The sequence below is a fragment of the Sphingobacterium sp. UBA6317 genome (genome assembly GCF_002440385.1).
GTDB classification, from domain to species: Bacteria; Bacteroidota; Bacteroidia; order Sphingobacteriales; family Sphingobacteriaceae; genus Sphingobacterium; species Sphingobacterium multivorum.
Genome location: NZ_DJTD01000035.1, coordinates 121,298 through 134,823 on the forward strand (window position 1 = coordinate 121,298; position 13,526 = coordinate 134,823).

Below are 13,526 nucleotides of genomic sequence, written 5' to 3' on the forward strand. Positions count from 1 at the left end.
AAAATCATCGATAAAACAAAAGAGCAGGCAACTAAGCCCGCTCTTTTGTTTTATCAGCGTTTTAGCCGTATAATCTGATTCCTTTCTCCCAAGCGAGCATGCTGTTTCTGTTGTGATGTTTTTAATGCCCGGTCGAAGTTCAAAATTTCTTTTTGGTGGAAATTTTGGCTATGTTTGCTCTAATTATGTTGCAAGATAGAATTACGCAGTATACTGAAGAGATTAAGGCATTTGCGCCAGCTTCTTCAGCCGATGTAGAAAATTTCAGATTGAAGTTTTTGGTTTCCAAAGGGATTGTGAAAAATCTTTTTGATGAATTCAAAACAGTTACGCCTGAAGAGAAGCGTACTTTGGGAAAAGTGTTGAATGAATTTAAGCAGTTAGCAGAAAATACATTCAAAGAAGCACAAGAAAAGTTCGGGTCTGGTGAGAAGCAAAAATCCCAGGAACTAGCGGGTGATTTAACATTGCCTGGTCAAGGTTTTCAGCTGGGGTCTAGACATCCCATCTCTTTAGTTCGTAAAGAAATTGTTGAAATTTTCAAGAAATTAGGCTTTATTGTATCAGAAGGACCGGAAATTGAAGATGATTGGCATAATTTCTCCGCACTAAATTTTCCGCCGGAACATCCTGCGCGTGATATGCAAGATACTTTCTTTATCAAAAAACAAGAAGGTAATGACATTACATTGAGAACGCACACCTCTTCGGTTCAGGTGCGTTTAATGGAAGCCGGTAAACCGCCATTTCGTGCGATAATGCCTGGACGTGTTTATAGAAATGAAGCTATATCAGCCCGTGCGCACTGTTTCTTTCATCAGGTAGAAGGTTTATATGTAGACGAAAATGTTTCTTTTGCCGATTTGAAACAAACGTTATATCATTTTGTTCAAGAGATGTATGGTGAAGGTACCAAAGTGCGTTTCCGTCCGTCCTATTTTCCTTTCACTGAACCTTCGGCCGAAATGGATATCTCCTGTACAATCTGCAAGGGGGCAGGGTGTAACTTGTGTAAGTACTCTGGCTGGGTAGAAATTTTAGGTTGCGGTATGGTCGATCCTAACGTGCTTGATAACTGTGGTATCGATAGTAAAAAGTATTCTGGTTTTGCTTTTGGTATGGGAATAGAACGTATCACAAACCTTAAATATGTGATTAAAGACTTACGTCTTTTCTCAGAAAATGACACACGTTTCTTGTCTCAATTTGAGACTGAATTAATATAAATTATTCATTGTAAAGATTGTGGCATCACATTATTCTCTACGATAACTAGGCAAGAGAACAATGTGATGCTTTTTGGTCTTTAGGCTTTGTAGATGACTTTCAACATTCGTACGATCTAACGTATATGGAACCAGATTATATTATTGAATCCATAAAAAGAACAGCACGTGAGCTCTTTCGTCAAAATGGCTATCATAAAACCAGTGTGAACACATTGGCAAAAAAAGCTAAGATTGCGAAGGCGACAGTGTACAAGTATTTTGATAGTAAAGAAATGATCCTGCATGCCATTCTCATGGATTATCTTCGTGCGAGTCTGCAGGATATTTTGAAAACAACCAAATATGAAGATGATATGGCTTCGTTTTTGGCTTCAACAATATTGCGGGTAAGCCGACTGACCTATACGGCTTGCAATGAATTGATCGGCTGGGAATTTATCCGGGAATCTGCAAACGCCCAAGAATATTTAAAAACGCTGTCTGAAGATTTGGAGTTTCTGCTCTTAAGTACATTCATTCAGAATGAAAAGATAAATGAAGCGATTAGCGAAGAGAAGCTAACCTTTTTGATCAAGTCCAGTAAAAGTATTGTGTTTTCTTTTGCTTTTACGGCTGTCTCAGATGCCGATGTGCGGAAAAACTTTATTTCGTTTCAGAAAGAAATCCTTCCTTATCTTGTTCAGGCAACAGTTCAGTAAAGTTGTTATAACGCGCGCATCCCTTTCTAATTCGCGACGTTATGTCCATTGCTGAAAAAGGTTTACATCTTATCTTTTTTGCATGCTCACTTTTTTATGATGCTCTGCAACGTTCATGCTGTTGCCGGGTTGTATTCGTATTGTGTTCGTACCACCTTCGGAGATGAACACTCTTGCAACTATTATTGACCTGACTCGGAACAGATAATTCCTGTTCAGAGTCAGGTCAGAATCTGGTCAGTATTGGTACACAATCTGTATCGCATCCGAATAAGGTACGAACAATGTCCGAATCTGATCCCCGTATTTTATTCGCTTGAAACTTATCATACCCGTCAGGTACTCGTTTATGCCAGTGATAATCAATGGCTATAAATCATTTATGCAGATGAAAAATCGGTATAAATTTGTATTTTTGCACCCTATGAGTAGAAGAATTCCGCAAGAGAAAAAGTTCTTGAAAGATATTGCCATCATTGATATTGCCGAAGAGGGTAGAGGTGTTGGAAAAACCGAAGATTTGGTTTTGTTTGTAGAAAAAGCTGTTCCCGGTGATGTTGTTGACGTGGAGCTTATGCGCAAGAAAAAGAATTTTGCGGAAGCTCGGGTAACCAGTTTAAAAGAGGCTTCATCTTATCGCGTAGATCCGTTTTGTGAACATTTCGGTGTGTGTGGTGGATGTAAATGGCAGCATATGACCTATGATGCTCAATTAAAATTCAAGCAACAATCTGTCGATAATGCCCTATCGCGTATTGGGAAAGTGGATACTTCAGCGATGGAAAGTATCTTGGGCTCTGCGCAAACGGAATACTATAGAAATAAATTAGAATATACATTTTCCAACAAAAAATGGTTGACTTCAGTTGATGAAGATGCGTCCCAATTGGAAATGAATGCGCTAGGTTTTCACGTGCCAGGGCGTTTTGATAAGATTTTAGATATTGATCATTGTTTTTTGCAAGAAGATCCGTCAAATGAAGTTCGCAACAGCATTCGTGATTTTGCGCTTAGTCAAGGTATGACGTTCTACGATCTGCGTGAACACACCGGTGTATTGCGCAATTTGATTATCCGTATCTCGTCTACCGGGGAGATGATGGTGATCGTTGTGTTTGCATATCCTGAAGAAGGACAGGTTGAGTTGTTGATGGAATTTGTTAAAGAAAAGTTTCCTCAAGTCGCTTCCTTGTTATATATCGTAAACCAGAAACGCAATGATACAATCTTCGACCAGGATATTCATGTATATGCAGGTCGTGACTTTATCTATGAGGAGATGGAGGGCTTGCGTTACAAAGTGGGGCCTAAGTCGTTCTATCAAACAAACTCTGCACAAGCGTATGAGCTGTATAAAATCACACGTGACTTTGCCAATTTAAAGGGGGATGAGCTGGTGTATGATTTGTATACAGGAGCAGGTACAATTGCAAACTTTGTCGCTAAGAAGGCAAGAGAAGTTGTGGGTGTAGAGTATGTTCCCACTGCCATTGAGGACGCTAAAGTGAATTCGTCGATCAATGATATCACGAATACAAAGTTTTACGCCGGTGATATGAAAGATGTGTTGACCCCTTCCTTTATCGCCGAACACGGTAAACCGGATGTGGTTATTACCGATCCACCACGTGCAGGAATGCACGCTGACGTTGTAGCGCGTTTGTTAGAAATGGAATCGCCGCGTATTGTATATGTCAGTTGTAATGCTGCTACACAGGCCCGCGATTTGGTGTTGTTAGGCGAAAAATATGAGGTGAAGCGGATCAAGCCGGTAGATATGTTTCCGCATACGCAACACGTTGAGAATGTCGTTTTATTGGAGTTAAAGAAGTAATAGGATACCATATGGAAGTAGAAGATTTATTTGCAGGATCTGCAAGAGAAGAAAATACAGCGTCTACAGCGCAAAGTCCATTGAAGAGTTTGCAGGTAGATCTCGATTTTTATAGTGAATCAATCCGTGAGGTAGCGCAGGAGATTGTTGAAGAAGGTTATTCTGACTATCCTATTTTTGTTGCACATCAGCATGAAGTTTCTGTTGGTGAACTGATATTGGATCGTAAAGAATTGGAAACAAAATGGAGTATAAATGCCTCTACATTGGAAGAGTTTGTAGAAATGGATATTATTCAAGAAGATCGTAAGGCTTCTTTTATTCAGAACTATAAACCTGCGAAAGACTATATGTGCTTATTTGTTGTCGTTGCTGAAGGCGCTAATTTTGTTTTTTATCCATACAAGTGATCAACAAAGAATATTTAAACTTTTTTAACAGTACAAGTGTCAAACTATTACTACTTTTAGCAAAGTAGGTTAGGTGTAACAGGGAATTAATAAATTGAAATAAATTATAAACTGTTCTTTACGGAAATGAATGTTTGACCCAATAAAATTGTTGAGAATCACAATCGCACTGAAACCAATTGGGGTAATTGAAGAGAAATATTAGGATGAAAATAATACAGATACATATATTAGGGCTTTTTTTACTGTTATTCACCTATTTCGGTGCTACTGCGCAACAGTTGCAGAAGGTTTCGGGGATGGTGCTGCAAAAAGGTAACGGTAATCGCATTGGAGATGCTGTGGTGCTTAATATGCGTACACACAGGTCTACGTTGAGTAACTCTTTTGGTGTTTTTACGATTGATGCATCGGTAGGAGATTCCTTGTCTTTTACAAAAGTTGGGTATTCACCGGTTAAAACTGTGCTGACCAACCTGAACGAGTTTTATGTGGAGTTGCAAGAAGGGATCCGATTGGAGACTGTCATCGTTGAACGAAAAACAAAGGAGGCCGAATTAAATGATGCCATGAGTAATTACGCTAAAAAGGGCGTTTATAATGGGGGTAAAAATAAGTTCGGGACCTATCTGGGTAGCCCGGCAACAGCGCTTTATAATCTTTTTGGACGGGAAGCCAAGAACGCCAAACGCTTTGGGCGTTTTATGGATAGGGAGAAGGATGAGTTGCAAGTTGATCGTATTTTTTCTCGGGAGGCTGTTAAAAACCTGACGAAACTGGATAGTACAGAATTAGATGCTTTTATGATACGCTATCGTCCATCGTTTGATCTTGCTGAGCATTGGGGACAGTACGATCTAATGCATTACGTACAGCAGTCTATGGACGACTTTAATGCCAAGGGAAGGCCTAAAGGGGCTCTTTTACCTGATATTGAAGTAAAGACTCAAGAAAAATAAAAACATTTTGCTTTTGTTACTGTTAGCTGATTGTAAGGTCGGAAAAGGTGATTTAAAATTTTGTAGCGTATCAACGTCATTTTCGGAAGTTTTAAGTGCCTTTTTTCGTGTTTTGTAACAAAAAAGTTGATAAAAATATCTTTTGGCACTTTGTTTGATTTTAGTAGAACGGTATTTAATTTGAATATTAAAAGTCTTAGATAGCATACATATGAAAATGAATAGAAAATTGGCTGTATTAGGTTTGACAGTTGCAACCTCAGCTATGTTATTTGGAAGTTGTTCTACCATCCAAAATACAAATAATACAACTAAAGGCGGCGTAATCGGTGGTGTTGCCGGTGGTGCATTGGGTGCATTGATCGGAGGTAAAGCTGGTAATACGGCAATAGGTACTTTGGCTGGTGCTGCCATTGGTGGTGCTGCAGGTGTATTGATCGGTAAAAAAATGGATAAGCAAGCCGCTGAGATTTCTAAAACTGTTGAAGGCGCGGAAGTTACACAATCTGCGGAAGGAATCGTGGTTAAGTTTGATTCAGGTATTTTATTCGATTTCAATAAATCAGATTTAAAAGCGTCAGCTAAAGATAATATCGCAAATTTGGTAACAACCTTGAACAAAGAACAAGGTACTGAAATCCTGGTTATCGGACATACAGATAATGTAGGTACGTTGGCTGCGAATGAAAAAGTGTCTTTGGACCGCGCAAATTCTGTACGTGCATTTGCGGTATCTAAAGGCTTAGCGTCTTCGCGTATTAGAACTGAAGGTAGAAACTTCTCTGAGCCAATTGCAAGTAACGATACGGAAGCAGGACGTGCTCAAAATCGTCGTGTTGAAATCGTGATTGTGGCAGGTGATCAAATGAAGAAAGAAGCAAAACAACAAGCAGGTCAATAAATCTGATTCAGGACTTTGGTCTTTTCGGAGTCTGTTTGACTTGATTGCGAATCATAGAAAAAGCGCTGATAAATTCAGCGCTTTTTTTGTGGAATACAGCCGTCCGAATTTTTATACGGCCCATTTACGCCTAAAATTTGACAAAGTATAAACCATATTTCTGTCTGACAAACTGTCATTATATGGATTTAAATTTCTAACTTTGTAGTCTTTGAAATAACTAAGGGCTTGAAATCAGATCAGCAAAAGATGAGTATTTGCATTAGTTATTCCATCGAAAATAATAAAAATTATATTCTATTGAATATCGAGCTATGCTAGATTTAACACATACCACTAAGGAACACGACGAATCTCGTCAGGGTGAGGCATTATTATTAGAACAGGATCCGATTTTAAGTAATGGACGCAAACTGTATATTGAAAGTTACGGTTGCCAGATGAATTTTTCGGATAGTGAGATTGTTGCTTCTATTTTGTTGGATAAGGGATTTGAAACAACCAAGAATTATCAGGAAGCTGATGTGGTTTTTATTAATACCTGTTCAATCCGCGAAAATGCAGAACAGCGGGTACGCAATCGTCTAAAGGAATTTGAAGCTGCTAAAGCAAAAAATCCCGGAATGATCGTTGGTGTGCTGGGCTGTATGGCGGAGCGTTTGAAATCGAAATTTTTGGAAGAAGAAAAGTTGGTGGATGTCGTGGTGGGGCCAGATGCTTATCGCGATCTACCAAATTTGATTGATAAAGTTGACGATGGAGCTAAAGCTGTAAACGTTTTATTATCTCGGGAGGAAACGTATGCCGATATTAATCCTGTCCGTTTAAACTCGAACGGTGTGACAGCTTTTATTTCGATTATGCGCGGTTGCGACAATATGTGTTCTTTTTGTGTTGTTCCTTTTACACGTGGACGTGAACGTAGTCGTGATCCACAATCTATCGTGAAGGAAGCCGAAGATCTTTTCAATGCAGGATATAAGGAGGTTACGTTGTTGGGACAAAATGTGGATTCGTATAAATATACTGCTCCAGTAGCTGAAGGGGAGGAACCGGGTGAAACCATAACATTTGCTAGCTTGCTTACAATGGTTGCTGAAATCAGCCCGCTTTTACGTATTCGCTTTTCTACTTCCCATCCAAAAGATATTACAGATGAAGTTTTATATGCAATCGCTTCGCATGAAAACATCTGTAATTATATTCACTTGCCAGTTCAATCAGGGAACTCTAGAGTATTGGAATTAATGAACCGTACCTATGACCGTGAATGGTATATGGAGCGTGTCGATGCCATCCGTCGTATTATTCCGGATTGTGCTATTTCCACAGATGTTATTACAGGTTTCTGTACTGAAACAGAAGAGGAGCATCAAGAAACATTGTCTATGATGGATTATGTCAAATATGATTTCGCCTATATGTTTGCTTATTCAGAAAGACCAGGTACATTGGCGGCAAAAAGATACGCAGATGATATTCCTGAAGATGTTAAAAAACGTCGTTTGACAGAAGTGATCAATAAACAGCGCGATCATAGTTTATACCGTTATCAACATTTTATTGGCAAAGTTTGTAAAGTGCTTGTTGAGGGATTTTCGAAAAGATCTGAGTTCGATTTCTGTGGCCGTAATGATCAAAATGCATTGGTGGTATTTCCAATTGATCCTCGATTTAAACAAGGCGATTATGTGAATGTACTTATCGAGTCATGTACCTCTGCGACATTATTGGGAAAGATTGTTGATTAAGAAAACTTAGATTGTTTTATTTCCAACTGGAAATTTATGGATAACCAAGATATAAAGAATAGATTTGGAATTATTGGTAATTCGCCTTTGTTGAATCGTGCTATTGATATTGCACGACAAGTGGCTCCAACTGATATCTCCGTACTAATACAAGGTGAAAGTGGGAGTGGTAAAGAGGTTTTTTCGCATATTATCCATCAATTAAGCTCACGTAAGCATGGCCCTTTTATTGCGGTCAATTGTGGAGCTATACCAGAGGGTACCATTGACTCTGAGTTATTTGGTCACGAAAAGGGTTCCTTTACAGGTGCCCATGAAGCCAGAAAGGGATATTTTGAGGTCGTTGACGGTGGAACAATCTTTTTGGATGAAGTAGGTGAGTTGCCTTTGGGTACGCAAGCAAGATTATTACGTGTATTGGAGTCAGGTGAGTATATACGGGTAGGGTCATCCAAGGTACAGAAGACAAATGTACGTGTGGTTGCTGCGACAAATGTGAATGTATTTGAAGCTGTACAAAAAGGTAAATTTCGCGAAGATCTTTATTATCGTCTGAATACTGTACCGTTGCGTGTACCGTCATTACGTGAAAGACCTGAAGATATCAACTTATTATTTCGTAAGTTTATTGTAGATTTTTCTGAGAAATACCGTACACCTGGGGTTCAATTGACAGAAGATGCACAAAATATGCTGCGCAACTATAGCTGGCCCGGAAACGTACGTCAACTGAAAAATGTTGCGGAGCAAATTGCAGTTTTGGAGAAAGAACGCGTTGTCGATGCCTATACACTTCAAAATTATCTGCCCAATGAATCCCGAACGAGTTTGCCAGCGGTAGTTCCTTCAAATAATGGTGGAAAAGAGGATTTCTCCGAAAGAGATTTGCTGTATAAGGTCTTATTTGATATGAAGAAGGATATGGTTGATCTGAAAAAACTGGTGGTTGAATTAATTCAGAAAGGTGTCGATTCGAGCACATTTGATCAAAATTCCCCTTACATTAATCAGTTATACCAGGAGATTGAACCACAATTGAAAGCAGAACCAGAAAATTATAATACAACCCCAACGCTCACCATACATTCTCCAGCAAATACAACAAACGTATTAAAAAGTCCTGTTGCACAGGATGAATACCTGCAGGATGCTCAAGAAGTTGAGGAATCTTTATCGCTTGTTGATAAAGAGTCTGATCTGATTAAAAAAGCGCTGAAAAAACACCGAGGTAAACGTAAAGCTGCTGCGCAAGAGTTGGGGATTTCTGAAAGAACTTTGTACAGAAAAATTAAAGATTTAAATTTAGATTAAGGTTTACAGATGTTGTCAAGAAAAATTTTATATGCTTTTCTCACCACAATCTTTTTGTTTGTAATGAATAGTTGTGGGGTAAAATATGGATTTACTGGTGGATCCATTCCTGAGGGAATGAAAACAGTTAATATTCAATATTTCGAAAATATAGCTCCTTTGGTTTATCCAACCTTAAGTCAGAATTTTACGGAGGCACTGAAAGAACGTATCCGTAACCAATCTCGATTGAGTCAGGTGAATCAAGACGGTGATGCTACCTTTGAGGGATTTATTACAGAGTATTCGATAAGTCCTGCAGCTGTTGAAGCTGGGACAGATCGTGCAGCGATGAATAGGTTGACGATTACAATCAAGGTTAGTTATCATAATAAAATTAATCCGAAGGATGATTTTGAACAGCCTTTTACGCGATTTAAAGAGTTTGCAGGTAATCTTCAGAGTGCACAAGAAGAGACCTTGGGTAAAGAAATTATTCAAATGCTAACTGAGGATATATACAATAAAGCGTTTGCTAATTGGTAATTCTATTTCCAAGATGAATCTTAATATATCATTATCCAATAACGAGCTTTTTTTTCAAGCAATCAATCATCCCGACACTGTGGCGGAAGATGTTGTTTTAGCATTGATTGAAAAATACCCTTATGCCCAAAGCCTGCGATTTATCTATGAACGCAAAGTTTTTGGCAAGCATAGTTCAGTTCAGAATTTATCGTCTACTTTGCTCTATGCATCTTCTCCGAGTTGGTTGTATGAATTTATGCATTGTAAACCAACGACAGAGCCTGATGTATTCATGCCGTCAGATGAAATTCCAGTGGATGGAGCACTTCGCGACGATGATGGGACTATCGAAATTGAAGCTGAGCGTGAAACGGTAGCTGAACCAGTTTTATCCAAGATTGAGGTTGATGAATTGGATCGTTTGATTCAAGCCGGGGTTGCAAAAGATTATTTTCGGTCAAACGATCAGCAGCAAGAAAATAGTGTCGATTCAGAGGAACCTGCATTAGTAGCACCTGTTGTAGCGGAAGCTGTTGCCAATACAATGGATGATGGTCAGGAGCGTGTTTCGGTCTATGATGATGATACCATGCCCTACAGTTTCTTATGGTGGTTGCATAAGACGAGATTAGAATATGCTGATACCTATCAGCCCTATGTAAAATCTCCATTACGCCCAATGACGCCCTCGAATGACGATATTGCTAAAATTCATGAGAAGCTGGATAATCAGCTACTCGATCAACAGATCCGGGAAAATATCTTTCATTTACAATCGCCTGAAGCAAAGTTAAGTGATGAGGTTAAAACGACAATCTCTTTTCAAATACCGCGTAAAACAGACGAGGTAATCGAAAAATTTATTCGTGAAGAACCTATGATTCAGCCCCTGCAAGCAGAAAAGTTAGACTTGGAGAATAAAGCTAGAAAAAGTTCGGAAGATCAGCATTCACTTGTTACCGAAACACTTGCAAAGATCTATGTGGAACAGGGCTTATATCCAAAAGCAATAGATGTTTACAAAAAATTAGTTTTGAAATATCCAGAAAAAAATGCTTACTTTGCGGCACGCATAACAGAATTAGAAAAGAAATTAAATTAATAACATAAAGAGATGCAAGGATTATTAATCGGTCTAATCATATTAGCTAGTATTATTTTAGCGTTTTTGGTTTTAATCCAAAATCCAAAAGGAGGAGGTTTGTCATCTGGTTTTTCAGGTGGAACGAATCTTATGGGAGTAAAACGTACAGGTGACTTTTTGGAAAAAGGTACCTGGATCATGGTTATTGCCATTATGGTATTTAGCTTAGGTGTAAATGTTATTGGTACGTCTCCAAGTACATCTAAAGGTGGATTGGGGGGTCAAATCGAAGCGCCTAAACAACAAGGTCCATTGAACTTGGGTACTGGACAACAACCTGTTGGCGCTCCGGCGGGACAAGGGCAAGCTGCTCCGGCTCAATCGCAAGAAAAGGCTCCAGCGGCTACACCGACAACAAAACCAGCAGAAGAAGCTAAGAAATAGTTGTCAGTAAAAAATGATGAGCCCCGTTTGTTTGTACAGACGGGGCTTTTTTATGTTCGATATTTTGTTTAAGACAGGTATGTAGCGATAAATTTATTAGTCTGTATGTCGACGGAAGTAAGACTGACAGACTGGGAATGACAGTGTGACAGCAAAATGAATTTTTGTCGATGGAGATATTAACTTTTCTGTGAAAAATTGTCTTATAAGCTGTCTTAATTACAATTGGCATAAAAGATGATGTGTTTATAGCGATTATAACATTAAAATAAATTCAATAACAGATAAAAAGTAAATTAATTATGGCATTAAGTATCAAACCTATCGGAGACAGAGTAGTAGTAGAAGCTGCTCCAGCAGAAGAAAAAACAGCTTCAGGGTTGTATATCCCCGATACAGCAAAAGAAAAACCATCTCAAGGTACAGTAGTTGCTGTAGGTACAGGTAAAGTTGACGAACCGTTAACTGTGAAAGTTGGTGACAAAGTATTATACGGAAAATACGCAGGTACTGAAATTACTTACGAAGGAAAAGAGTACTTAATTATGCGTGAGTCTGATATTTACGCGGTTATCTAATTAATAGGAACAGTTTATTTAAAACGAGCTTACTGGCTCAATTAAAAATTCAATAGGTTATTTTAGTGAAGCTGTAAAATTGGACGTGTAAAAAATAAATCGGTTTACGGTTTAATTTAAACTCGAATTACACTTCTTAGAAATACTAAATACTCATATAAAAATGGCAAAACAAGTAAAATATAACGTTGAGGCTCGCGAGGCCCTTAAAAAAGGTGTAGATACTTTAGCGAATGCAGTTAAAGTAACATTGGGTCCTAAAGGACGTAACGTAATTATTGAGAAAAAATTTGGTGCTCCAGTAATTACTAAAGATGGTGTTTCGGTAGCGAAAGAAATCGAATTGAAAGACGCTTTAGAAAATATGGGTGCACAAATGGTAAAAGAAGTAGCTTCTAAAACAGCTGATCAAGCTGGTGACGGTACGACTACTGCTACTGTATTGGCACAAGCAATCGTTGCTCCAGGTATCAAATCTGTGGCTGCTGGAGCTAATCCAATGGATCTAAAACGTGGTATTGACAAAGCTGTTGCAACTGTTGTTGCTAACTTGAAATCTCAATCTCAAGAAGTTGGTCAAGACAATAATAAAATTAAACAAGTTGCTACTATTTCTGCAAACAACGACGAAGTAATTGGTGCTTTGATTGCTCAAGCAATGGAAAAAGTAGGTAACGACGGTGTTATCACTGTTGAAGAGGCAAAAGGTACTGAAACAGAAGTAAAAACTGTAGAAGGTATGCAATTTGACCGTGGTTATTTGTCTCCATATTTTGTGACCAACTCTGACAAAATGGAAGCGGAATTAGATAATCCATACATTTTGATCTACGACAAGAAAATCAGCAACATGAAAGAATTGTTGCCTATCTTGGAGAAACAAGTTCAAACTGGTAAACCATTATTAATCATTGCTGAAGACTTAGATGGTGAGGCATTGGCAACATTAGTTGTTAATAAAATCCGTGGTTCGTTGAAAGTTGCGGCTGTTAAAGCTCCAGGTTTCGGTGACCGTCGTAAAGCAATGTTAGAAGATATCGCTATCTTAACTGGTGGTACTGTTATCTCTGAAGAAAGAGGTTTCAAATTAGAAAATGCTGAGTTATCTTACTTAGGTCAAGCTGAAAAAGTTCAAGTTGACAAAGATAACACAACGATTATCAATGGTTCTGGTAATGTAGAGGATATTAAAGCACGTGTTGCTCAAATCCGTTCACAAATCGAAACAACAACTTCTGACTACGATCGCGAAAAACTACAAGAACGTTTAGCAAAATTGTCAGGTGGTGTAGCCGTGTTATATGTCGGTGCAACTACTGAGGTTGAAATGAAAGAGAAAAAAGACCGTGTTGATGATGCTTTACACGCAACTCGTGCAGCTGTTGAAGAAGGTATTATCGCTGGTGGTGGTGTTGCCTTCATTCGCTCAACTGAAGCTTTGGTAAACCTTAAAGGTGACAACGAAGATGAGCAAATCGGTATTGACATCATCAAACGCGCTATCGAAGAGCCATTACGTCAGATCTGTAATAACGCTGGTATCGAAGGCGCAGTAATCGTTCAAAAAGTGAAAGAAGGAACTGCAGATTTCGGTTACAATGCACGTACAGACCGTTACGAAAACTTAATCGCTGCTGGTGTAATTGATCCAACTAAAGTATCTCGTGTAGCATTGGAAAATGCAGCTTCAGTTGCTTCAATGTTATTAACTACAGAGTGTGTATTGGCTGACGAAGCTGAAGAAAACCCTGTAGGTGCTGGTGCTCCTCCAATGGGTGGCGGTATGGGTGGAATGATGTAAGATCATCCCATTTCTAAAT

General features: G+C 38.7%; 13 protein-coding genes. All 13 read left to right on the forward strand.

The window, feature by feature from the left end; translation table 11 throughout:
• Nucleotides 1-185 precede the first annotated feature (185 nt).
• The 13 genes from pheS (at nucleotide 186) to groL (ending at nucleotide 13,507) form a co-directional block, all read left to right on the forward strand.
• A complete protein-coding gene (pheS, locus tag B3E92_RS10945; protein ID WP_046674797.1) occupies nucleotides 186-1,226 on the forward strand; it encodes a phenylalanine--tRNA ligase subunit alpha in 1,041 nt (346 codons plus the stop codon).
• 125 nt (nucleotides 1,227-1,351) lie between these two features.
• Nucleotides 1,352-1,927, forward strand: coding sequence for a TetR/AcrR family transcriptional regulator (locus B3E92_RS10950; protein WP_046674798.1), 576 nt, complete (start codon nucleotides 1,352-1,354; stop codon nucleotides 1,925-1,927).
• Nucleotides 1,928-2,351: 424 nt separating this feature from the next.
• Nucleotides 2,352-3,761, forward strand: a complete 1,410-nt coding sequence (gene rlmD / locus B3E92_RS10955) for a 23S rRNA (uracil(1939)-C(5))-methyltransferase RlmD (RefSeq protein ID WP_070561796.1) — start codon at nucleotides 2,352-2,354, stop codon at nucleotides 3,759-3,761.
• A gap of 11 nt (nucleotides 3,762-3,772) precedes the next feature.
• On the forward strand, nucleotides 3,773-4,171 hold the full coding sequence (locus B3E92_RS10960) for a hypothetical protein (protein WP_070561647.1): 399 nt from the start codon (nucleotides 3,773-3,775) through the stop codon (nucleotides 4,169-4,171).
• A gap of 206 nt (nucleotides 4,172-4,377) precedes the next feature.
• A complete protein-coding gene (locus B3E92_RS10965; RefSeq protein ID WP_070561645.1) occupies nucleotides 4,378-5,130 on the forward strand; it encodes a hypothetical protein in 753 nt (250 codons plus the stop codon).
• A gap of 211 nt (nucleotides 5,131-5,341) precedes the next feature.
• Nucleotides 5,342-6,031: an OmpA family protein gene (locus tag B3E92_RS10970; RefSeq protein ID WP_172462318.1), complete on the forward strand. Its 690-nt coding sequence runs from the start codon at nucleotides 5,342-5,344 to the stop codon at nucleotides 6,029-6,031.
• Nucleotides 6,032-6,345: 314 nt separating this feature from the next.
• The gene (gene miaB, locus B3E92_RS10975) at nucleotides 6,346-7,782 is read left to right on the forward strand and encodes a tRNA (N6-isopentenyl adenosine(37)-C2)-methylthiotransferase MiaB (protein WP_070561641.1); all 1,437 of its coding nucleotides are present in this window, start codon (nucleotides 6,346-6,348) and stop codon (nucleotides 7,780-7,782) included.
• Between the two features lie 36 nt (nucleotides 7,783-7,818).
• On the forward strand, nucleotides 7,819-9,093 hold the full coding sequence (locus B3E92_RS10980; protein ID WP_070561639.1) for a sigma-54 interaction domain-containing protein: 1,275 nt from the start codon (nucleotides 7,819-7,821) through the stop codon (nucleotides 9,091-9,093).
• Between the two features lie 9 nt (nucleotides 9,094-9,102).
• On the forward strand, nucleotides 9,103-9,618 hold the full coding sequence (locus B3E92_RS10985) for an LptE family protein (protein ID WP_070561637.1): 516 nt from the start codon (nucleotides 9,103-9,105) through the stop codon (nucleotides 9,616-9,618).
• A gap of 13 nt (nucleotides 9,619-9,631) precedes the next feature.
• The gene (locus B3E92_RS10990; RefSeq protein WP_070561635.1) at nucleotides 9,632-10,702 is read left to right on the forward strand and encodes a hypothetical protein; all 1,071 of its coding nucleotides are present in this window, start codon (nucleotides 9,632-9,634) and stop codon (nucleotides 10,700-10,702) included.
• A gap of 12 nt (nucleotides 10,703-10,714) precedes the next feature.
• The gene (secG, locus tag B3E92_RS10995) at nucleotides 10,715-11,128 is read left to right on the forward strand and encodes a preprotein translocase subunit SecG (RefSeq protein ID WP_070561633.1); all 414 of its coding nucleotides are present in this window, start codon (nucleotides 10,715-10,717) and stop codon (nucleotides 11,126-11,128) included.
• Nucleotides 11,129-11,430: 302 nt separating this feature from the next.
• On the forward strand, nucleotides 11,431-11,706 hold the full coding sequence (locus B3E92_RS11000) for a co-chaperone GroES (protein WP_028070710.1): 276 nt from the start codon (nucleotides 11,431-11,433) through the stop codon (nucleotides 11,704-11,706).
• Nucleotides 11,707-11,869: 163 nt separating this feature from the next.
• Complete coding sequence (gene groL / locus B3E92_RS11005; protein WP_070561631.1) at nucleotides 11,870-13,507, forward strand: chaperonin GroEL; 1,638 nt, start codon at nucleotides 11,870-11,872, stop codon at nucleotides 13,505-13,507.
• Nucleotides 13,508-13,526 lie beyond the last annotated feature (19 nt).